We start from the raw sequence: 23,844 nt of genomic DNA on the forward strand, positions 1-23,844 counted from the left end.
ATAACTATTATTTTTTTGTTATGCTTCTTTTAGCATCTTCCTCTGCTTTGCTTATTATAGAGGATAACATTTTATCGAAAGCAGCAAAAACATCATCTGTTCTTGAATTAGATGCATTATCTAAATCAGATGTTTTTGCATCATCTTTAGAATCCTCATATTTTTCATTTTCGTTTTTATTTTTTATATTATCGATAGCTTTATTATATGAATTTAATATATCCATACTAATATCATGAGAATCATTTTTTATATGATTTTCAGTTTTTTTGCTATTAAATAAATTTCTTACATATTCTTTATTTTTTTCTTCTTCTTTTTCTTTATAGCTTGATAATAAATCATTTTTTATTATTTGCTTATTAAATTCATTATCAATTTTTTGGTAATCATTTTCTTCTTTTTCAGAATTATTTAATACATTATTTTTTAATATATTTTCATCTAATGATAAAGTTTCTGTTATCACATTAGAAGATGTATTATTTAACTCTTCATCAGATATAGACATAAACTCTTCATTGTTACTGATTTCTTCATCGCTTTCTTCTTTTATTTCTATTTCATAATCATTTATAACAGCAATATCATGATTTTCTTCTTGCATTTCTACTTCATAGTCATTTATAATCATATCATCATTTTCTGATATTTTAATATCATCATAAGTTTCTTCTTCATTATTCATATCATAAAGGCTATCGTCCAAGAAAGTTTCTTCCATAGCTCTGTCATATTCTTCCTGTAAATCTTTTTTGATATTAGCAAATGCACTTTCAATATCTATTTCAGTTTTTATTTCTTCTGTTTTATTTTCTAAATTTTCTATCTTTTCTTCTAAATCTTTTTTATCAACAGCAAATTTATTTTTGCATGCATTTATTTCTTCTTTTATATTAGATACTATATTCAATATATCTTTTCCTATATTGAATTTATCCTCTTTTTTATCTTCATTATTTTCTTTTAAATATTCGTCAGGTATTTTATATTGTACCTTTTGAACAATAGGAGGCATTTCTTCAATAGTATTTGATTTAGGTAATTGAGTATTAACTATATTATTGTTTATAAGCTCATCATTTCCTTTTATGCTTTCAACATAATCTTTATTGCTTTTTATCTGCATAAGATACTTGAAGAAATATACTACAGCTTTTATGAATAATTGACAAACTAATATTAATAATGCTGTTATAGCTAATACTATAAGTTCGAAGTAGTTAGGATATTCTTTTCCTATCATAGAAACAGAAAGAGAATCATTAACCATAAAGCTAGGCTGTTTTTTATAGTAAGCATATCTGTTTATAACAGAGGATACTTTTTCTATATTGTTATCTCCAACAGCTTCTCTTACATTGTAAACAGAATTTCTAGCATCACTTACATAAAGTCTTTTATCAGCCACTTGATAATACATAGCTATATCAGATACATAAGCATAATCATTTCTAGTAGTAACTATTATTTCACCATAAGGATTTTTTATATACTCCATTATATAAAAGGCATTTTCATTTGTAGCATTTAAAACTAATGAACCTTTTGTTTTTATCTCATTTAATAAATTATCCTGAAGTTCTAAAGGCCAAGATTTATTTCTTGATAAATATAAGTTGAGAAGCATTTTACCTTCCATATTGAAAACAGTCATTCCTCTCAAATATGGGTTTTCAACAGTCATTTTGTAATAATTGTTTTTATATTTATCTATTTGTGCTTTTGAAGGTGTATTATTAGGATTAAAATCTTTTAGTGAATCTGATGTTTGATACATACTATATCCTACATAATCAGATATTGACTGAGTTATCAAATTAACTTGATATTCAGATACACTGTTTCTTTTAATTTTCATTTTTACAGCTATTTTATCTACTCTCTGCATCATCATATCTAGATAATCATTTATAAACACTGCTATGCCGTTATTTTCAGGCAATACAGTATTACTTGCAGCACGTGCAAACATTGCCACTATAAAAATGATAAGAAAAGATATCATTAAACTTAAAACTGTTTTCATTATTTTTTGTTTTTTATTTTCATTCATAGTATTCAGCCTTTAGATATAGTTATCTTATAATAAAGATATAAAAAACTATATTAGTTATCGGCTAAAGCGAATTTTACTTGAAATGTTTTCTTGGTTATTGGGATTAATTTGGAAGGTATATATTAAATATTAAAAAGCTCCGCTGAGCCGTATACGACATAAATGCGCCTGACTTTTTTCGTCAGGTGGGTTCCCCAGAAACATGACCTTGATTTCTCAAAACCGTATCGCGATAACGGCGAGCCTATCATTAATGCTTCGCTCCAGATCCCTAATGCATTAATTTATACTGGCGCAAGAATGTACTATCGTTCAACGAGAACAGCAGAGTTGCCTACAATATAAATGCTTTTTAATTATTTGTCAAGACTATAATAATAAAATTAACATAATATTAATAAATTTATTTCTATCTTGATTAATTTTGTATATACTTGACAAACATTTTATAGAAAATATAATATTAATAAATTTTTATTTTTTAGATATAAAGGTTATTTTTATGATAAAAAATATTGTTTCAGATATTGGAAATGTATTATATGAGTTTAGTGTAAATGATTTTATGAATAAATATATAGATGATGAAGATAAAGATAAGTTTATGCAAAATTCATTTGCAAATAAAAATTGGCATCTTATGGATAAAGGTGATTTAGCCTTTAATGATGCAAGAAAACTATTTATAGAAATGAATCCTAAATATAAAAAAATTATAGATGATTTGTTTGACAGTTCATTAACTTTATGTCTTAATAAGAATCATAACAATATTTCTTTACTTAAAGAATATAAAAATAAAGGATATGATATATACTATCTATCTAATATGCCTTCAGAAACATTTGAAGAATTAAGAAAAGAAACTGATTTTTTTGATAATACTTGTATTGGAGGAGTGGTTTCTGCTCATATAAAAATGATTAAACCCAATAGGGATATTTATGAATATTTTTTGAATAAATTTAGCCTAAAAGCTGATGAATGCTTATTTATAGATGATAATATAAATAATGTTAATACTGCTTTAGAGATTGGTATTAATGCTATGCAATTAAAAAAAATAGACGATATGAAAACTATATTAAAAGATATGCTTAAACAATAATTATATTATGAATTTTATTAAGAAAATACTATTAAAAATAAAAAACAGATATGGAATATTATTTCCAAGTCTTATATGTTTTTTTACTTTAGTAAATTTTATAGCCACTTTATGGATAAGCAGTTTTATATATGAACCTAACATTACAAATCAATTTTATACATTTTCTGTAATGTTTTTTCCTCTTACAAGCATTATAATAGGTGTTATAGTTATAATTAAATTTATAGTTGATGCTATAATGAAAAAAGAAGGTTCTCATCTAAAATTGGTAATAGTATTGATTATGGGGCTTATGACTGTTCTTCCAAGCATAGTTATAAGTAAAATATCAACATATATAATTAAGACAAACTTAAATTTATTTTTGGATCAAAATATAAACAGTTCTGTAGAATATGTAATAGACATTTCAAATAAAGAAATAACTGAAAAACAAGCATTTATGTCTGAAGTTATAGATAAAATAGGCATCAATTATTTTAATAATTTATTTGAGAATTTAGGAATAGGTTATTCAGAGTATGAGGATATAAGCCAGATGATAAAGACTTCAGAATATTTTAGTAATATAGTGTTTTTATCAAATTCTTATAATGTAAATAATATAATTTTTTTTAATTCTGCAAATTATATACCTCTTGATATTAACTATAAATTAACTAATACTAATACATTATTTATCAATAGTGAATATAACGGTTCATTTTATGTTAATGCTATTATACCATTATCATATAGCAATAATTATGTTATATGGTCTGAAACTATGCCAAAGAATTATATAGAAGTAAGAAACAATGCTTTGGAAAGTTTTAGGATATATAACTCTGTAAATATGTTTACTAATGAGTTTTCTATGATACTTAGCCTATTATATATATTTATTTTAGGTATATCTGCATTTTTTTCAATAATATTAGGAATAGCTTTATCAAGACTTATAACAAGACCTATAAGTTTAATACTTAATGCTACAAACTCTATAACTAATGCTGATTTTAATATAGATATGAAGCTTGGTGGTGTACATGATATGAGAAATTTGATACATAGATTCAATGTAATGGCTAGGGCATTAAAATACCATAGAGATAGAGAAAATACAAGAGCAAGACTTGAAACCTGGAGGGAAGCAGCCATTAAAGTAGCTCATGAAATAAAAAACCCTCTTATGCCTATAATAATGAATGCTGAACTTATAGATAGGAAAATATCTGTAAATATGACAGAAAAAGATGTTGCAAGAGCTAAAAATTCTTCTAATATCATAATAAAAAATGCTAATGTAATTTCTAATTTGGTGAGATCCTTTTCTGAATTTTCATTTGCTATTAAACTTTCTGATGAAAAACAGTCTATTAATGGTGCTTTAATAGAAGTTTTAGAATCTTTTAAGAATATAAATACTATTAAATTTAGTGTAGTATTGAGTAAGCATGATTATTTTATCAATATGGACAGGGAAAAATTAATAATGGCTTTTAGAAATTTGATAAAAAATGCTATAGAAGCTATGGAAAAGTCTTCAAGATCTGTTATATATATATCATCATACCATGAAATTATAGATTTGAACGAATTTTTTATTATCAGTATTACAGATACAGGTATTGGCATTGAAAATAATAATTTACATAAAATATTTGAGCCATATTTTACATCTAAAGAAAAGGGTACAGGTATAGGTCTTTCTACTGTAGAGAAAATAATATCAGAACATAATGGAACTATAGATGTAGAATCGATACCAGATGAAGGTACTACTTTCTTTATAAAGTTTATGGTTGAATCATAAAGATTCTATAATTTTTATTAATTTATTTATATGTAGAGGGTATTTCATACATATTATATTATGCTTTTGTGCCTCTTTTTCCAAGTCTATATCTATATCTTCGTATAAAAAAAATATTGTAAATTCATCATAATTAGGAAGTTTTTTAGTTCCGTAATGAACTCTATCACATTGATCCATACAAGATTGGGATTAAATACTAGAATTTTTACACTATATTTATATATTTTACTTATAAGTTCATATAAATTTTCAGCTATTAATACTTTTATAGAAGAACTTTCCAAAGTAGCTTTTAGTTTGTTCAATCTATTATTATCATCATCTATAATTATAGCTGAGTAATTCATAGGCACACTCATTTATAGTAATTTAATGTGCCGAGAGAGGGACTCGAACCCTCACTGAGTTGCCTCAGGCAGATTTTGAGTCTGCTGCGTCTACCAATTTCGCCATCTCGGCTTATGCTATATAAAAACATATAAATTTAAGTATTTTGATGCTTAGATTATAAATTATACTGAATAAAAATCAAGTATTATATTATAGATTTTTTCTTTTTTTATAGTTATATGTTTTATTTATTGTAAAATATGGTAAAATAACTATATTATGAAGGTTGTTTATTATGAAGATTACATTAGATATGTCTATATCGAAATTGCTCGATGCTTTTGACAGAGAATTTGGAGTATCTTTAGGAATATATAAAGGAGCTCATAAATCTGATAATATTAAATTATTTGAAATATCTGACCCTAGAAAAAATCAAAAAGCTTTTATAGTTATTAACAAGGATACCAGTGTAGAAAGTGCCGAAGCTATGTTTAGAAATACATTCGGAATAAGAGTTCAGATAAAAGACAAGAATGGAAATACAGTAAGTCAAGAAAGCACATTAGGAGGAATTAGAAAATTAGATAAAGGATTTGTTGATAGTAATAATGAAAATAATATTAATCTTGTAGATAATGATAATGAAGAAATAAATGAAACTTCAGAAGAGGAAAATAAAAAGAAAAAGAAAAAAAAATCATATTTTTTGAAACCTAAAATAGTTAAACATACTGTAGAGGATAAAATAAAAGAGATAGATAAATATTATTTAGGTTTTCAAAGATCAGAAAGATATAAATCTATGCTTAATCTTTTATCATGTATAGAAGAAGCTAAATTAACATATCCTGAATCGAAAGAATTAGCAGATCATATTGAGGAGATAAAGTCAAAATCTTTGAATATATCGAATTTAAGTATAAAAAAAAGAAGATTTGCTATATTGGTGCTGATTATAATAACTTCTATTTTATCACTTATAGGTATAGGTACTTGGGGATATAATCTTTATAAGAATATAAAAAAAGACAGAGAGGCTGATACTATAATACAAGAAATAGATAATTTGAGGATTAGAAAAGGCTCTCTTATGGAAAGCGGAAATATATCCGAAGCTAATGCAATAGATGAAAGTATAAATTCTAAATCAGAAAGACTTAATAGTATACAGAATGAGAGTACACTATCTATAGCTAATTATTTCATAGTAGCTGCATTATTCTTTGCTGTAATATTGGCTAGATTCATATTAAGGCTTAATAAATATAATGTAACATCAATAAGATTTGGAAAAAATACATAAATTTATAATTGCTCCAACATTTTATATATATAAATTAACATAATTTTACTTGATAATATACAACTATATGATATTATATTCTTTAATATAATGATTTATTTATAGTGAGGAACTAAATGCCAAAGATTATTATACCATTAAATGAAGTAAAAGAGGGAATGAAAGTAGCCAGTAATATATATAATAGCGATGATAAAAGAATTGTAGATATTGGAACTGTTATTACAAAAGATATTATAGAAACTTTAAAAAGAAATTCTATTACTACAGTTAGTGTAATGGAGCTTTTGGATTTAAAAAAAGAAAATACTGTTAATACTTCCGGAGACGGTAAAAAACCTGTATTAAGAGGCGTAATGGAAGAGAATGGAAAGAAAATACTTAAAATAGATAGTCAGGAAGTTGCTAAAAGACAGGAATCTACTATAGAAAAAACTAAGTCATTATATGAAACAGCTAAAAAGGGTGGAGGAATAGACTTTGATTCTATGAAAAAGGAAGTGAATAATATGCTTTCTTCTATTGTAGAAAATAAAGATGCCCACTCTTATCTTTCTATGTTAAAAAGAAAAGATGAAACTATGTATAAACATGCAGTTGATGTTGCAACATTGGCTGCTATTACTGCTGGTGAATTGAATCTTACTAAAGTAGATATGGCTAACATTATGCTTGGGGCTTTAGTACATGATATAGGGAAAGTTCTTATACAGGAAAGTTTGCTTTCAAAAGTTAATCTTACCAAGGAAGAAGAAGCTATATTGAAAAAACATCCTACCCAAGGATATAAATTAGTAAAAAGGGATAACTTAGATGATAATATAGCGGATATTGTATTAGAACATCATGAAAAATACGATGGAAGCGGATATCCTTTTCAAAAAGATAATAAAGATATAAGTTTGTACAGTAAAATAGTTTCTATTTGTAATACTTTTAATAATTTAATAACTAAAGGCGAACATGGTGTGCCATGCACTCCTGATAAAGCTGTAAAAATTATAATATCTTTAGCTAAAAAAGATTTTGACAGTGATGTTGTAAAAGCATTTCAGAAGGCTGTTGGATTCTATCCTAATAATACAAGAGTGAAACTTTCAAATGGCTCTATAGCAAGAGTTATAGAACAAAATCCTAATTTGCCTTTGAGACCTGTACTTTCTATTGTTAAACATCTTGATGGTACTGTTAGTGATGGATTAGAAGTTGTTGATTTATCTACATCTAATGACTTATTTATAAAAGAGATAATGTAATAATAATCAGTATTTTAGCTTTTGTTTTTTGGATAAAAGACGCACTAAATATTTTAATTCATATCTTGAATAGTAATCTTTTACCATTGTAACACCTTTTTTATTAAAGAAAGAAAAATAATGATATTTTTCTAATGTAGATAAAAGCTGTGAAAAATGCTCTTTTTCCAATCTAAAAGCTGAGGAAACTTCTTCTAAAGAATACAATTTATCTTTATCTTTAAAGTATTTATTTAAAAACTTATTTGATTTTATTATTATACAAATATTATCAATAATTATTTTTGCTATTAAAGCTATAATAAATAATATTAACGGATATTGTATTATTTTGGGCATTATCAATTAGTTTGATTAAACAAAATTAAGTTCATAAATATTTCACCTAATTCTGTTTTATAATTTATAGATAATATTTTATCATTTTCCTTTTCAAGCATAGACATTTGCTCACTCATAAGTATTGCAGGAGGAGTCATATCCAAATCTATATGTTTTGTTGATAAATCATTTATAGCGCTTCCAGCAACCATATTAACAAATTCTTTGATAGTAGCAATAAATATATCATCTATTGAAGTTATAGATTCCATATTAAGAGCTGAAGCCAATTTAAAAGCAGTTGCTTTGCTCATATTAAACATAAGTCTTCCGCTTAAATCTCCAGTAATACCTACAAATACTATAACGCCTCCAACATGATTGGCATTTCTGTATATTCTTACATCACCTTTTCCAACTTTTGAATTGAAATAACTTTTTAATATAATTACTGTACCTTTGCTAAAAGCATTTACTACATCTAAATCAAACATATAATAACACCATATAATTTATTTTTAATAATAATCGGAAATAAATATAATATTCTTAATAGTATACTACTATTAAGTAAATATTCAAGTAAAAAATATAATTATTATATATTAATTAACAGAAATCTTGACTACAAATAAAAAGAATGATATCATTAAATAAATTTATATAGTTACGTAAGATAGTAACCGATAATATTATGAGAGATAGAATACTTTGTTTATCTTTTACATTATTGATATTTGTATTTGGTGTTTTATAAATTTTTTTATAAAAATAAAAATGCAAATAATAAATTAATTAGTATTACAGTAAAAGGAGCTGTTGTTAATCAGGGAGTATATTTTTGTAAATATGGCATTTCAGTGTCTGAAGTTTTAGAAATTTGCGGAGGTATGACTGAATTGGGTTTTTTACCTATAGGATTTGATTATAATATGCCGATAACTAATGATACTACGATTAATATACAAAAAAGATATTCAACTATAAGAAAAAATTATGAAGAGAATTGATAGTGGAAAAAGAGTTCGCTAGTGTTTTTGAAAAAAATAAAGACATCCCCCTTGATGAGTATGAAATAAATAAATTCCTAGAAAGAACTATAGATATTAATGAAAATGAATTCCCTGTAATAGCTGTAGGCAATTCTGATAAAGAAACTCCTAAAATAAATGGTATAATAACTACTAAAGAATATGAGGAAAAAGAAAATTCTTCAATTAATGATTATTTAGAAGGTAAAGAAGGAACAGAAGTAAATAATAATGCTTATTCAGAAGAAGAAAATAAGAATTATAAAAATCTTCAGGAAACTTTAAGTTTATCAGAAAATGATATAGAAGTGGCAGGAGAAATAGTTGATTCTGAAATGGATATGTCTAAACTATTTCCAAATACTAGTGATAATGATAAGAAAGAAGAAATTAAAGTTGAAAAAGAATCAGAAAATACATCAGAATTAACAGAAGAACAAGCTGAAATAATAAATAATATATATTCTAAAGAAGAAAATAATATACATAAAGAATCTGAAGAGGAATCTTTAGAGGGCTATGAATTAAGCAATATTGAAACTGTAGAAGATTTTAATTTAGACGAAAGCTTTAAAAAAGATGATGCTTTAGAATATAATAGTGATTCAGAAGATCTAACTTCCACAGAAATAATGTCAAATGAAGAAAGTAATTCTGAAGATGATAATCTTGATTCAGATGAATCAGATTTAGATAGCTTAGAAACTAATTTAAAAGAATTATCAGATGATATAAAAGGTAATAATAAATCAATAGAAGATATTAATATAGAAGATCTAATCGGTACTGATAATTTATTAAATGAAGATATTAAAGATGAAACTATACGTTTAGGTGAATCAGATCTAGATAATTTAGAAGATACTTTAAAAGATTTGCCAAGCGATGCAAATGAAAATGTTGATAATAATTCATCTAAAGATATTAATATAGAAGATTTAATAGCATTAGAAAATATTCAAAACGTAGAAGAAAATAATGATGAAGAATATTTAGACGATGATGCTTCCGAAGAAGAATCAGGTTTAAATATGAGGGAATATACTGATGAAGAACTTCTTGATATTAATAATATCTTAGACGATGAAGAATCTCCATCTAATGAAATAGTCGAAGAAATATCAGAAAATAATGATAAAGATTTATCTTCTTTAGAAGAGCTTGAAAATTTAGAAGAAAATATTAATGATATAGAGGAAGAATATTTAGACGATGATGCTTCCGAAGAAGAATCAGGTTTAAATATGAGGGAATATACCGATGAAGAACTTCTTGATATTAATAATATCTTAGACGATGAAGAATCTCCATCTAATGAAATAGTCGAAGAAATATCAGAAAATAATGATAAAGATTTATCTTCTTTAGAAGAGCTTGAAAATTTAGAAGAAAATATCGATGATAATATAGCGGAAGAAACCGAATCCTCAGAAGAAAATCTAGATTTAGAAAAAAAGAATATAGTGATGAAGAGCTTCTTAATGATATATCAGAAGAAAGTTTAACTAAAGAAGATGAAGAAGTACTTGATGAAGGCTTATCAGCTTTAGAAGAGCTTGAAAATTTAGAAGAAAATATCAATGATAATATAGCGGAGGAAACCGAATCCTCAGAAGAAAATCTAGATTTAGAAAAAAAGAATATAGTGATGAAGAGCTTCTTAATGATATATCAGAAGAAAGTTTAACTAAAGAAGATGAAGAAGTACTTGATGAAGGCTTATCAGCTTTAGAAGAGCTTGAAAATTTAGAAGAAAATATTAATGATAATATAGCGGAAGAAACTGAATCCTCAGAAGAAAATCTAGATTTAGAAAAAAAGAATATAGTGATGAAGAGCTTCTTAATGATATATCAGAAGAAAGTTTAACTAAAGAAGATGAAGAAGTACTTGATGAAGGCTTATCAGCTTTAGAAGAGCTTGAAAATTTAGAAGAAAATATCAATGATAATATAGCGGAAGAAACAGAATCTTCAGAAGATAAATCAGATTTGGAAATGAAAGAATATAGTGATGAAGAGCTTCTTGATATTGATAATATTTTATACGATGAGGAAGAATCTCCATCTAATGAAATATCTGAAGAAACATCAGAAAATAATAATGAGGATTTATCTGTTTCAGAGAATCCAGAAGAAAATATCAATGATAATATAGCGGAAGAAACTGAATCCTCAGAAGAAAATCTAGATTTAGAAAAAAAAGAATATAGTGATGAAGAGCTTCTTAATGATATATCAGAAGAAAGTTTAACTAAAGAAGATGAAGAAGTACTTGATGAAGGCTTATCAGCTTTAGAAGAGCTTGAAAATTTAGAAGAAAATATCAATGATAATATAGCGGAAGAAACCGAATCTTCAGAAGATAAATCAGATTTGGAAATGAAAGAATATAGTGATGAAGAGCTTCTTGATATTGATAATATTTTAGACGATGAGGAAGAATCTCCATCTAATGAAATATCTGAAGAAACATCAGAAAATAATAATGAGGGTTTATCTGTTTCAGAGAATCCAGAAGAAAATATCAATGATAATATAGTGGAAGAAACCGAATCTTCAGAAGATAAATCAGATTTGGAAATGAAAGAATATAGTGATGAAGAGCTTCTTGATATTGATAATATTTTAGACGATGAAGAAGAATCTCCATCTAATGAAGTATCTGAAGAAACATCAGAAAATAATAATGAGGATTTATCTGTTTCAGAGAATCCTGAAAATCCAGAAGAAATTAGTGAAAAAGATTCTGACATTCTAAAAGACAATTCTAGTGATGAATTATCATTAGATAAGTATACATTAATAGAATTGGAAGACGGTACAAAAGTAAAAAGAACTTCTTATGCTAAAGATAATATAGATGTTGAAGATGCTGAATTTTCTGATGAGCAGAATTATGTTGTTCAGCATATATATTCTGAAGAGCAAGATATTCTTATGAAAGAAGTGTCTGAAAAAGATGCTCTTACAGAAGAAGAATTAGAATCTATTGACCTAGTCGAAGAATTTGATTTGAGTTCTTTCTTTAATAATCAGCAGATTAATAATGATGATAATATTATTGTAAATACTGAAGAAGATGAGGAAATAGAAGTACCTGACTTAGATGATGATAATTCTTTAGTTATTGATAATGATGATTCATTAGCAATAAATGAAGATTTAGAATTACCTGAAATAGATGATGAAGAACCAAAAGAAGTAGATTTAATAAAAGAAGATAATTTAAAAGAAGATGATATCAATATACAATACAATGATAGAAATGTTGTAGTTCCTGATATAGATAATGTTGATTATATAGATGAATCAAATTATATAACTGCAATAGATAATGATGATGATGTTATACAATTGTCTGGAAACGAACTTGATTTAATCACTAAAGATGTTGAAATCAATGAGGCAGAAGTATCAAAAAGTGAAGAAGAAGATATCATAGATGATTATAGAGAAAATAACTATACTATGTCAGAAATATCTGATGAAGAATTAGAAGAAATAGATGATGGTTATGTTAATGAAAACGAAGAAGATATCATAGATGATTATAGAGAAAATAACTATACTATGTCAGAAATATCTGATGAAGAATTAGAAGAGATAGATGATGGTTATGTTAATGAAAACGAAGAAGATATCATAGATGATTATAGAGAAAATAATTATACTATGTCAGAGATATCTGATGAAGAGTTGGAAGAAATAGATGATGGTTATGTTAATGAAAACGAAGAAGATATCATAGATGATTACAGAGAAAATAATTATACTATGTCAGAGATATCTGATAAAGAATTAGAAGAGGTAAAAGAAGGAGCTACTGAAGCTGTAGATGAATCATTAACAGAAGAATCAATATCTGAACCATTAGAAGAAGAGATAAAAGAAGAAGCTACTGAATCTGTAGATGAATCAGTAATAGAAGAATCAATATCTGAACCATTAGAAGAAGAGATAAAAGAAGAAGCTACTGAATCTGTAGATGAATCAGTAATAGAAGAATCAATATCTGAACCATTAGAAGAGGTAAAAGAAGGAGCTACTGAAGTTGTAGATGAATCATTAACAGAAGAATCAATATCTGAACCATTAGAAGAAGAAATAAAAGAAGAAGCTACTGAATCTGTAGATGAATCAGTAATAGAAGAATCAATATCTGAACCATTAGAAGAAGAGATAAAAGAAGAAGCTATTGAAACAGTAGAGGAATCATTAACAGAAGAATCAATATCTGAACCATTAGAAGAAGAGATAAAAGAAGAAGCTACTGAATCTGTAGATGAATCAGTAATAGAAGAATCAATATCTGAACCATTAGAAGAAGAGATAAAAGAAGAAGCTACTGAATCTGTAGATGAATCATTAACAGAAGAATCGATATCTGAACCATTAGAAGAAGAAATAAAAGAAGAAGCTACTGAATCTGTAGATGAATCAGTAATAGAAGAATCAATATCTGAACCATTAGAAGAAGAGATAAAAGAAGAAGCTACTGAAGTTGTAGATGAATCATTAACAGAAGAATCAATATCTGAACCATTAGAAGAAGAGATAAAAGAAGAAGCTACTGAAGTTGTAGATGAATCATTAACAGAAGAATCAATATCTGAACCATTAGAAGAAGAGATAAAAGAAGAAGCTATTGAAACAGTAGAGGAATCATTAACAGAAGAATCAATATCTGAACCATTAGAAGAAGAAATAAAAGAAGAAGCTACTGAAGTTGTAGATGAATCATTAACAGAAGAATCAATATCTGAACCATTAGAAGAAGAAATAAAAGAAGAAGCTACTGAAGTAGTAGAAGATTCAAAAGAAGAAGAAAAGCCAGAATTAACTAATGATTATATCTCTAAGATGCATGATGAATATCTTAGAAGTCAGGCATCAAATGATAATCAAAATACTTCAGATGACGACTACATATCTAAATTTAAGAAGATGAATGAAGAATATGTAGAAAGTCATAAACAAGAAGAAGTTTCAGAACCAAAAGAAGAGTTATCCACTGAAATAGAAACAGCTGTAGAATCAGACGAAGAAATCATCAATAATGAAGAAGATTTAACAGACGAAGATAAATCTATGATAGAAAACTACCTAGATAAAGTGGATGTATTATCAGAAGATTTAACAGATGAAGAAAAAGAATTATATAAAAGCTATTTGGCTAATACTGCTGAAGTAAAAGAATCAGAAAGTAAAAAAGAATCTAATGAATCTCAAGAAATAGAAAATAAAGAAGCAGAGTCTGAATCAGAACTTCAAGAAGATTATGATGAATTAATAGCAGCAACAGAAATAAAAGTTGAAGAAACATCAGCACCAGAAAATGAACCAAAAGAAGAGGATAAAAAAGAAGAGTTATCAGAAAAAATTGAAGAAATATTAGAAGAAGAAATCATCAATAATGAAGAAGATTTGACAGACGAAGATAAATCTATGATAGAAAACTACCTAGATAAAGTAGATGTCTTATCAGAAGATTTAACAGATGAAGAAAAAGAATTATATAAAAGCTATTTATCTAATATTAGTGGAGAAAATAAAGAAGAAATAATTTCAGGAGAACCTAAAGAAACATCAGAAGAAAATACATCAGAAGCTGTTGATGAAGTAATAGAAGAACAAAAAGAAGAGCCAATGCATGAAGCAGAGGAAGAAATAAAAGAAGAATTATCAGAATCTATTGAAGAAACAGAGAAAGAAATATCAGAACCAGAAGAAAATATATCAGTTGAAGAACGTTCCGAAGTAATAGAAGAGCAAACATCTGAAGCAGAGGAAGAAATAAAAGAAGAATTATCCGAAGCTATTGAAGAAGCAGAAGAAGAAATCATTAATAATGAAGAAGATTTGACAGACGAAGATAAATCTATGATCGAAGGCTATTTGGATAAAGTAGATACTTCATCAGAAGATTTAACAGACGAAGAAAAAGAATTATATCAAAATTATTTATCTAATGTAGAGCCTCAAGAAGTTGAAAGTGAAGAAGTAGAAAATAAAGAAGAAATAATTTCAGAACCTGAAGAAACTATAGAAGTAATAGAAGAATCAAAAGAAGAACAAGCTCCTGAAGCAGAGGAAGAAATAAAAGAAGAATTATCCGAAGTTATTGAAGAAACAGAGAAAGAAATATCAGAACCAGAAGAAAATATATCAGTTGAAGAACCTTCCGAAGTAATAGAAGAGCAAACATCTGAAGCAGAGGAAGAAATAAAAGAAGAATTATCTGAAGTTGTTGAAGAAGCAGAAGAAGAAATCATTAATAATGAAGAAGATTTGACAGACGAAGATAAATCTATGATTGAGGGCTATTTAGATAAAGTAGATACTTCATCAGAAGATTTAACAGACGAAGAAAAAGAATTATATCAAAATTATTTATCTAATGCAGAGCCTCAAGAAGTTGAAAGTGAAGAAGTAGAAAATAAAGAAGAAATAATTTCAGAACCTGAAGAAACTATAGAAGTAATAGAAGAATCAAAAGAAGAACAAGCTCCTGAAGCAGAGGAAGAAATAAAAGAAGAATTATCCGAAGTTATTGAAGAAACAGAGAAAGAAATATCAGAACCAGAAGAAAATATATCAGTTGAAGAACATTCCGAAGTAATAGAAGAGCAAATATCTGAAGCAGGGGAAGAAATAAAAGAAGAATTATCCGAAGCTATTGAAGAAGCAGAAGAAGAAATCATTAATAATGAAGAAGATTTGACAGACGAAGATAAATCTATGATCGAAGGCTATTTGGATAAAGTAGATACTTCATCAGAAGATTTAACAGACGAAGAAAAAGAATTATATCAAAAGTATTTATCTAATGCAGAACCTCAAGAAGGTGAAGAAATAGAAAATAAAGAAGAAACAAATTCAGAATCTGAAGAAACTACAGAAGTAATAGAAGAGCAAAAAGAGCCATCACCTGAAGCAGAGGAAGAAATAAAAGAAGAGTTATCCGAAGTTGTTGAAGAAGCAGAAGAAGAAATCATTAATAATGAAGAAGATTTGACAGACGAAGATAAATCTATGATCGAAGGCTATTTGGATAAAGTAGATACTTCATCAGAAGATTTAACAGACGAAGAAAAAGAATTATATCAAAATTATTTATCTAATACATCAGAACCTCAAGAAGGTGAAGAAATAGAAAATAAAGAAGAAATAATTTCAGAACCTGAAGAAACTACAGAAGTAATAGAAGAGCAAAAAGAGCCATCACCTGAAGCAGAGGAAGAGATAAAAGAAGAATTATCCGAAGCTATTGAAGAAGCAGAAGAAGAAATCATTAATAATGAAGAAGATTTGACAGACGAAGATAAATCTATGATCGAAGGCTATTTAGATAAAGTAGATACTTCATCAGAAGATTTAACAGACGAAGAAAAAGAATTATATCAAAACTATTTATCTAATTCCGAAACTCATGAAGAAGCATTGAATGATGAAAATAATGAATTACAAGAAGAAGTTAGCGATGAAGAATTAGAAGATCTTGTTTATATAAATAATGTTCAATTAGATGAGATAAGAGATTCTGATGTCAATATGCTTGAAAATATTATTAAAGGCAATGATGAAGACGGTGTAGAGCTTATAAGAATAAGTGATAAAATAAATGAGAATAATACTCAAGAAGATAATACTAAAGCAAAATCTTTAGAAAATTTTGATTCTATGGAAGAGCTTTTAAATAAGGAGACTAATATGTCTGAAGAAAAAGAATTAGAAACTATTGAAAAAGAAAATCTAGATGACAACGTAGCAGTTGAGGAAGAGTTTAGTTTAGGCGATGACAATGAACCTATACTAATGGAAGATGAAAAACATACTGAAGACGATGAAGAAGATTTTGACGGAGAAATTACTCAGTCTGATTTAGATTATGCTATTAAGCTATTTGAATCCGAAGAATCTAGCGGACAATCTAATGAGTACAGCTCTAAACATGATATATTATTATCAGAAAATGAAATTAATAAGTTCAAGAAACTATTCGGCTATTTCAAAAATATTGTGGAAAAAATGTCTCCTGAAGATTTAAATGATTTCTCTAAGACAGAATTTTACGATATGTATTCATCTTTATTTAGAAAATTTGGCGACTGAAATTAATTTTTTCAAATAAAAAAGGGACTTGAAATAAGTCCCTTTTTTATTAATTAATAATATATTTTTAATTTTTATCTTTTAATAAAACTAAATCCTCGCCCTCTAATTCTTTCACTCTTACAGATACATACTGGTCCTGAGGTACATTAAGAGCAATACCTACATAATTAGCTGATACTGGTAATTCTCTTCCGAATCTATCAACTAAAACAAGTAAAGCCACTTTTTTTGGTCTTCCATAATCAAATAGTGCATTAAGAGCGGCTCTAATAGTTCTTCCTGTGTAAAGAACATCATCGACAAGCAATATAGTTTTTCCAGTTATATCAAAAGGTATGTCAGTTTCTTTAATTTCTGGAAACTCAGAGAGAGTAGACAAATCATCTCTGTAAAGGTTAATATCTATTGCTCCAATTGGTACTTCTTTTTTGATTTTTTCTTCTAAAAGTTTTTTTAATCTTATACCTAAATAATCACCTCTTCTTCTTATACCAACAATAGCTAATTTGTCCATATCTTCTTTTTCAATGATTTCCGCAGCAAGTCTAGGGAGAACTTTTTCATATTCTTCAGCTTTTAGTAAAACTCTCATTTAATACTCCTTTGATATTTTAAGTTAATCGCTTTGTTTAAATTTTAATTAAGCAATTATGAAAATTATAACGATTATAGTAAAAAAAATCAACATAATATTTTTTTACTTTTGCATAAAAAATATGTTAAGTGTTTTTTTACTTTACCGATATTATATATAAGGACAGTAAAAAAAGTTAAAGTTAACATAAGAGTTGCTAATTTTATTTTACTGTTATATAATTGTAAAATAACATATTAATTTAAGTGAGGAAATTATATGGCAGACGAAGAAAATTTAGATTTGGAAGAAGGCGAAGAGGAAGAACAAGCCGAAGCTGCGCCAAAGAAAAAATTTGGTTTAAGCCCTATGATTGTAAAAATACTTATGGGAATTGCTGCCATTTTAGTTGTGGCTTTAATATCCGGGCTTATAGCATTTTTTGTATCTAAAAGTGTAGGAAAAGCTGCAGGCGTACAGGGCGGCGTTGTTGATGATATGGTAAAACAGCCACCACCATCAATCTATCGTATAGACCCTGAGTTTAACGTAAATACTGCAGATATGGATGTAGCAAGATATGTAAAAGTAAGTATTATATTAACTTATACTACTAATACTAAACAGCTTGCAGTAGAACTTCCAGAAAGATTCTATATGATAAGAGATAGAATCACTACTATACTCAGTTCTTATACTTATGATCAGTTGAGGACTAATGAGGGCAGAGAGCAATTAAAAGCTGATATTAAGCGGGAAATTAATAGTATGCTTAGAAATGGTCAAATAGATGGTATATTATTTGATAACTTCTTGTTAAGCTAATGCTAAAGAATGCTATTGAAAAAATTTATAAGAGAAGGATATTCGTATGACAGAAGTATTGTCACAAAGCGAAATAGATGCGTTATTAAGTGCTATATCATCAGGTGAAAGTTTAGATAATATTGATACTAAACGTGTAGAAGTAGAGCATAGAAAGATAAAGATATACGACTTTAAACGTCCCGATAAGTTTTCAAAAGACCAAATTAGAACGCTTCAGATGATGCATGAAAACTTTGCTCGTGTTACCACAACTTCATTATCTGCACAGTTAAGAACTTTAGTAGGTATTCACGTAGCAAGTGTAGATCAGCTTACTTATGAAGAGTTTATAAGAAGTGTTAGCAATCCTTCTACTTTGGCTATTGTAAGTATGGACCCTTTGAAAGGAAGTTCCATATTAGAGATTGACCCATCTATCACATTTACTATAATTGATAGATTGTTCGGCGGACCTGGTGAAAGTCCTAAGAACTTAAACAGAGAGCTTACAGATATTGAGTTATCAGTTATGGAAGGTATTATAGTAAGAATACTAGGTAACTTGAGAGAGGCTTGGTCGCAGGTAATAGACTTAAGACCGCGTTTAGGTTCTATAGAAACTAACCCTCAGTTTGCTCAAATGGTTAGTCCTAACGATATGGTAGTATTAATTACTTTGGAAACTAAAGTAGCTGATGTTGAAGGTATGATGAACTTTTGTATACCATATATTACTATTGAGCCTATACTATCTAAGTTTTCAGCTCAATATTGGTATGCATCTATTAGAAGAGGCAGCACTAGCGAGAATTTAAAGATAATAAAAGAAAAATTACAAAATATATTTGTTGAAACTTCGGCGGAACTTGGATCTATGCAATTACCGCTATCAGACATTCTCAATCTTCAGAAAGGTGATGTTGTTAAGTTTACAGATACTAAGATTACAGATCCTGTCATATTTAAGATAGGAAACAGAAAGAAATTCTTATGTCGTCCTGGTATATCAGGCAGCAGAATGGCTGTACAGCTTACAGGTGTTATGGATGGAGAGGCTGATATAACCGAAGACGATTTATTAAAAGAGGAGGATTAAGGTTATGATGAGTGACGGTGCATTATCTCAAGACGAAATAGAAGCTTTGTTAAAAGGTGCCGATGAAGCTTTTGGAGGAGACACTGCTCCTAAAGCATCAAGCAATGGAGGCGGAAATGTAGATAAACAGCTATTTAATGAAGCTGCAAAAATGATAGCTGAGAATCAGGCTTTCTCATTATCATCTATTTCTACAAAAACCGTATCTATCACTAATATTACAACTACAGTCGGAGATGTAAATAATTTACATCAAATGCTTTCCGGCAAAATGGTAGAGGCTAAAGTAGGATATACTGGTTCTATCAATGGAAATGTTTATTACTTCATGGGAGAAAATGAGGCTTTAATAGTTGCTTCTCTTATGATGGGACAAAAAGAAGCAGCTTTGAATGATATGGTATCACAAGTATTGAAAGAAGCTTTCTCACAAATGGTTGGAGTTTCTGACAGTGCTTTATCTTCAAGGTTCGGAGGAAGTTTTACTAACTCTCCTATAGAAACTTCTATATTGGAAGATGCTTTCAGTATTAATATACCAGGTCCATTGGCTATAGTAAGCGGTTCACTTTCTATTGAAGGTGAAGTGGAAAATGCTCCTTATGTATTTGCTTTAGAGCTTCCATTATTACAAAGCCTTATAGGTTCTGCATCTAATAATACTGCTGCACCTGCTGCTGGAGGAAATACTGCAAATGCCGGAACTTCTGCTAATAATTCTATGGCAGGACTTGTAGATAATCAAGCCTTTGATTCAGGTCCTCAATTAGGAGTACAGCATGCTGAGTTCAACTCTCTAATGCCTGCTTCTGATGTACAAGGAACAGGAAATATCGGTCTGCTCATGGATGTAACTATGAACATGACTGTAGAGCTTGGAAGAGCTACTATGACTATTAGAGATATATTAGGACTTGGTGAAGGTTCTATTATAGAGCTTCAAAAGTTAGCCGGTGAGCCTGTTGATTTGCTTGTTAATGGTAAGTTAATAGCAAAAGGTGAGGTTGTAGTAATAGATGAAAACTTTGGTGTTCGTGTTACTGATATTATCAACCCTATGGACAGACTTACTAATAAACCTAGATAATAAGTTAAAATAATTACCAATATAATGAAAGCGGGAGTAATTTCCCGCTTTTTTATTATTTTTTTATAAATATAATTGAAATTATTGAATAAATATATATAATATAATCGATCGTGTAATACAATAAATAATAGAAGTAAAATAATGAGTAATGTAGATAATAAAAATTCTAATGGTATACCTACTAATAACATCGGCCTATTGATGGATGTTACTATAAATGTAACAGTAGAATTGGGAAGAGCACGTTTAAGTATTAAAGAGATATTAAGTCTTGGTGAAGGTTCTATCATAGAGCTTCAGAAACTAGCTGGTGAGCCTGTAGATTTGCTTGTTAATGGTAAATTAATAGCTAAGGGTGAAGTCGTAGTTATAGATGAATGTTTTGGCGTGAGAGTTACTGATATTGTTGATTCAGTATATAATACAGTTGCAGCAGATACTGAGAAAAATAAATAATATATTTCAATTAATTCCATAATTTTTATATTCTAATAATTAAAATCTTTTTTATTAAAAAATAATTTAGTTTTTCTTGACTTTTAATATATTATTACATATAATAATATTACTATAAATAAAAATTTAAGGAGTTTAGAATGTACACTTCATTCACCTGTATTTCAGGACGTTCATATAATCATTCAAATACATGCTTTCAATTTTCTAAATTCTATAAATCTTCAAAACGTACCCTTTCAAAATCTAAGAAGTAATCTTTTTAATAATTCTAAAATTAATAAAAATAACATGCATAATAATATTTTATATCTATACGGTATAATTGTTTTTTTTGTTGAGGTGTTTAAATAATGCAGGACAATATAATATCAGAAAATGTTCTTTCAGCTATGAAGGACTTTTTAATAGATTTAAGAAGAGATTTGCATGCTCATCCTGAACTTGGATTTCAGGAGTTTAGAACATCAGAAAAAATTTCTTCTATACTTGATTCATTAAATATAAAATACAAGAATAAAGTTGCTGAAACAGGAATAATAGCGGATATAGAAGGCGAGGATAAAAATTTTACTATAGCTTTTAGGGCCGATATGGACGCTTTGCCTATGGAGGATAAAAAAAATTGCTCTTATTCATCACAAAATAAGGGTAAATGTCATTCTTGCGGGCATGATGTTCATACTACAGTGCTTACAGGCATAGCAAAATATTTTTCAGAAATAAAGCCTCCTTGTAATATTAGGCTTATATATCAGCCGGCCGAGGAAACTACAGGTGGGGCTTTGCCTATGATAAAAGAACATGCTTTAGATAATGTTAATGTTATTTATGGGCTTCATGTTCGTCCTGAAATAAATGTGGGACAAGTAAGCGTTACTTACGGAGCAATGTATGCTAGCTCTAATATGTTTGAAATTCATATATATGGAAAATCTGCACATGGAGCTAAATCATATAATGGTACAGATGCTATAGTAATTGCTGCTCATATTATAACTCAGCTTCATAGCTTCACTTCAGCATTTACAGACGGAAGTATGAGGCTTCATATAGGTACTATAAATGGCGGCAGTGCTAATAATGTAGTAGCGGATAATGTTAATATGGAAGGTATTATCAGAATGCTATGCGATGATGATACTAGAAATAAAAGATTAAATATGATAGAAAATATAATTAACAATACAGCAAAAAGTTTTAATGCTGATGCGAAGTTTGTTAATATTCCTTCTTATCCTGCTTTGATTAATCATGATGATGCTGTTAATATAGTGAAAAATTCTGCTGAATCTTTTTTAGGTAAAGAAAATTGTTTGCTTGAAAAAGCTAATATGACAGCTGAAGATTTCAGTTATTATGTTCAAAGGGTAAAAGGGGCTTTCTTTAGTTTGGGAGTTTCCAATGAGAAAATAAATGCTCCTATTCATAATGGTTTATTTGATATAGATGAAAATGCCATTAATATAGGGGTTAAAATGCAGGTATTGAATGTTTATAATACATATAAAAACAAGGATAAGTTTATAAAGTAACATTATTATTTTGCTTAAAACTATAGAAAAAAAAGAAATACAATATATAATTAAAGGAGATGAATATGTCATTATTTGAAGGAGCCGGTGTAGCTTTAATAACACCATTTACGGAAGATAATCAAGTTAATTACGAGAAATTAGAAGAGTTAATTGAATTTCAAATAGCAAATAAAACAGATGCTATAATTGCAGCGGGTACTACAGCAGAAAGTGCTACTCTTACACCTGAAGAAAGAATGCAGGTTATTAAATTTTGTATAGAGCGTACAAAAAAAAGAACTATAGTTATAGCCGGTACAGGAACTAATAACACAGCATCTGCAGTAGAGTTCAGTAAAAAGTCTTATGAATATGGTGCTGATATGGTAATGGCTGTTACTCCTTATTATAATAAAGGTAATGAAAGCGGCCTTATTGATTATTATACAAAAATAGCAAATAGTGTTAAATGTCCTGTAATTATGTATAGTGTTCCTTCAAGAACTGGGGTAAAATTATCTCTTAATGTTATTAAAACATTGTCTGAGATTCCTAATATTCAGGGAATTAAGGAGGCAAGCGGAGATATTAGTTATGTTGCAGATATAGTTAATATTGCACCTAAATTGGATTTATATTCTGGAAATGATGATATGGTAACTCCTATGATGGCTTTGGGTGCTAAGGGTGTTATATCTGTTACAAGCAATATCATTCCTAAAGAAAATCATGATATGGTTATGAATTTTCTTAATGGAAATGTTAATGAAGCTATTAAAACTCAAATTAAATATATAGATTTTGTAAGAGCTATGTTTATAGAAACTAATCCTGCTCCTATAAAAGAGGCTATGAATATTATGGGATTTAATGTTGGTGAATGCCGTTCTCCATTAGGCCCTTTAAGTGATAAAAATAGAGAGCATGTGAAAAATATTATAAATAAATATGGATTTAAAAAATAAATAAAAATTA

The 23,844-nt window shown here is 27.9% G+C and carries 19 protein-coding genes and 1 tRNA gene; 13 read left to right on the plus strand and 7 right to left on the minus strand.

The genetic code is table 11. The features are described 5' to 3' along the window. Positions 1–7: 7 nt before the first annotated feature. Positions 8–2,056 (minus strand): hypothetical protein, encoded by a 2,049-nt coding sequence (locus BINT_RS02205; protein WP_014486931.1) that lies wholly within the window; start codon positions 2,054–2,056, stop codon positions 8–10. Between the two features lie 505 nt (positions 2,057–2,561). Between BINT_RS02205 and BINT_RS02210 the strand changes: the two genes are divergently transcribed. Continuing rightward, positions 2,562–3,167 (plus strand): HAD-IA family hydrolase, encoded by a 606-nt coding sequence (locus BINT_RS02210; protein ID WP_014486932.1) that lies wholly within the window; start codon positions 2,562–2,564, stop codon positions 3,165–3,167. A gap of 7 nt (positions 3,168–3,174) precedes the next feature. Next, a complete protein-coding gene (locus BINT_RS02215; protein ID WP_014486933.1) occupies positions 3,175–4,965 on the plus strand; it encodes a sensor histidine kinase in 1,791 nt (596 codons plus the stop codon). Positions 4,966–5,057: 92 nt separating this feature from the next. On the opposite strand, the gene BINT_RS02220 is transcribed toward BINT_RS02215, so the two are convergent. Together BINT_RS02220 and BINT_RS02225 are read right to left on the minus strand one after the other, a co-directional pair. Beyond that, the gene (locus BINT_RS02220; protein WP_234944345.1) at positions 5,058–5,315 is read right to left on the minus strand and encodes a response regulator; all 258 of its coding nucleotides are present in this window, start codon (positions 5,313–5,315) and stop codon (positions 5,058–5,060) included. Between the two features lie 28 nt (positions 5,316–5,343). After that, positions 5,344–5,427, minus strand: a tRNA-Leu gene (locus BINT_RS02225). Between the two features lie 166 nt (positions 5,428–5,593). Between BINT_RS02225 and BINT_RS02230 the strand changes: the two genes are divergently transcribed. Both BINT_RS02230 and BINT_RS02235 read left to right on the plus strand, forming a co-directional pair. Next, positions 5,594–6,604 carry a hypothetical protein gene (locus BINT_RS02230; protein ID WP_014486935.1) on the plus strand — a complete coding sequence of 337 codons (1,011 nt, stop codon included), beginning with the start codon at positions 5,594–5,596 and terminating at the stop codon, positions 6,602–6,604. A gap of 116 nt (positions 6,605–6,720) precedes the next feature. Then, on the plus strand, positions 6,721–7,860 hold the full coding sequence (locus BINT_RS02235; protein WP_014486936.1) for an HD-GYP domain-containing protein: 1,140 nt from the start codon (positions 6,721–6,723) through the stop codon (positions 7,858–7,860). Between the two features lie 6 nt (positions 7,861–7,866). Here the strand turns inward: BINT_RS02235 and BINT_RS02240 are convergent, their stop codons facing one another. Both BINT_RS02240 and BINT_RS02245 read right to left on the minus strand, forming a co-directional pair. Continuing rightward, positions 7,867–8,199 carry a hypothetical protein gene (locus BINT_RS02240; protein WP_014486937.1) on the minus strand — a complete coding sequence of 111 codons (333 nt, stop codon included), beginning with the start codon at positions 8,197–8,199 and terminating at the stop codon, positions 7,867–7,869. A 2-nt stretch (positions 8,200–8,201) separates the two neighbouring features. Continuing rightward, positions 8,202–8,675 (minus strand): chemotaxis protein CheX, encoded by a 474-nt coding sequence (locus BINT_RS02245; protein WP_012670917.1) that lies wholly within the window; start codon positions 8,673–8,675, stop codon positions 8,202–8,204. 252 nt (positions 8,676–8,927) lie between these two features. Here BINT_RS02245 and BINT_RS02250 point away from each other — a divergent pair, with 252 nt between their 5' ends. Both BINT_RS02250 and BINT_RS02255 read left to right on the plus strand, forming a co-directional pair. Continuing rightward, complete coding sequence (locus tag BINT_RS02250; protein WP_014486938.1) at positions 8,928–9,191, plus strand: hypothetical protein; 264 nt, start codon at positions 8,928–8,930, stop codon at positions 9,189–9,191. A gap of 2 nt (positions 9,192–9,193) precedes the next feature. Beyond that, the gene (locus tag BINT_RS02255; RefSeq protein WP_041177180.1) at positions 9,194–10,717 is read left to right on the plus strand and encodes a midas domain-containing protein; all 1,524 of its coding nucleotides are present in this window, start codon (positions 9,194–9,196) and stop codon (positions 10,715–10,717) included. A gap of 254 nt (positions 10,718–10,971) precedes the next feature. Here the strand turns inward: BINT_RS02255 and BINT_RS14645 are convergent, their stop codons facing one another. Next, positions 10,972–11,157 carry a hypothetical protein gene (locus BINT_RS14645; protein ID WP_014486939.1) on the minus strand — a complete coding sequence of 62 codons (186 nt, stop codon included), beginning with the start codon at positions 11,155–11,157 and terminating at the stop codon, positions 10,972–10,974. A 52-nt stretch (positions 11,158–11,209) separates the two neighbouring features. On the opposite strand from BINT_RS14645, the gene BINT_RS02260 reads away from it, so the two are divergent. After that, a complete protein-coding gene (locus BINT_RS02260; protein WP_041177181.1) occupies positions 11,210–17,326 on the plus strand; it encodes a midas domain-containing protein in 6,117 nt (2,038 codons plus the stop codon). Between the two features lie 67 nt (positions 17,327–17,393). Here the strand turns inward: BINT_RS02260 and pyrR are convergent, their stop codons facing one another. After that, positions 17,394–17,921, minus strand: coding sequence for a bifunctional pyr operon transcriptional regulator/uracil phosphoribosyltransferase PyrR (pyrR, locus tag BINT_RS02265; protein ID WP_014486940.1), 528 nt, complete (start codon positions 17,919–17,921; stop codon positions 17,394–17,396). A 261-nt stretch (positions 17,922–18,182) separates the two neighbouring features. Between pyrR and BINT_RS02270 the strand changes: the two genes are divergently transcribed. The 6 genes from BINT_RS02270 (at position 18,183) to dapA (ending at position 23,834) form a co-directional block, all read left to right on the plus strand. Beyond that, positions 18,183–18,728: a flagellar basal body-associated FliL family protein gene (locus BINT_RS02270; protein WP_012670913.1), complete on the plus strand. Its 546-nt coding sequence runs from the start codon at positions 18,183–18,185 to the stop codon at positions 18,726–18,728. Between the two features lie 46 nt (positions 18,729–18,774). After that, positions 18,775–19,806: a flagellar motor switch protein FliM gene (gene fliM, locus BINT_RS02275; protein ID WP_008722421.1), complete on the plus strand. Its 1,032-nt coding sequence runs from the start codon at positions 18,775–18,777 to the stop codon at positions 19,804–19,806. Positions 19,807–19,810: 4 nt separating this feature from the next. After that, positions 19,811–20,893: a flagellar motor switch protein FliN gene (gene fliN / locus BINT_RS02280; RefSeq protein ID WP_014486941.1), complete on the plus strand. Its 1,083-nt coding sequence runs from the start codon at positions 19,811–19,813 to the stop codon at positions 20,891–20,893. A 144-nt stretch (positions 20,894–21,037) separates the two neighbouring features. Further along, complete coding sequence (gene fliN / locus BINT_RS02285; protein WP_041177182.1) at positions 21,038–21,352, plus strand: flagellar motor switch protein FliN; 315 nt, start codon at positions 21,038–21,040, stop codon at positions 21,350–21,352. 353 nt (positions 21,353–21,705) lie between these two features. Continuing rightward, on the plus strand, positions 21,706–22,887 hold the full coding sequence (locus tag BINT_RS02290; RefSeq protein ID WP_014486943.1) for a M20 metallopeptidase family protein: 1,182 nt from the start codon (positions 21,706–21,708) through the stop codon (positions 22,885–22,887). A 65-nt stretch (positions 22,888–22,952) separates the two neighbouring features. Beyond that, on the plus strand, positions 22,953–23,834 hold the full coding sequence (gene dapA / locus BINT_RS02295) for a 4-hydroxy-tetrahydrodipicolinate synthase (RefSeq protein WP_041177183.1): 882 nt from the start codon (positions 22,953–22,955) through the stop codon (positions 23,832–23,834). Positions 23,835–23,844 lie beyond the last annotated feature (10 nt).

It is taken from the genome of Brachyspira intermedia PWS/A (assembly GCF_000223215.1).
Classification (GTDB): Bacteria; Spirochaetota; Brachyspiria; order Brachyspirales; family Brachyspiraceae; genus Brachyspira; species Brachyspira intermedia.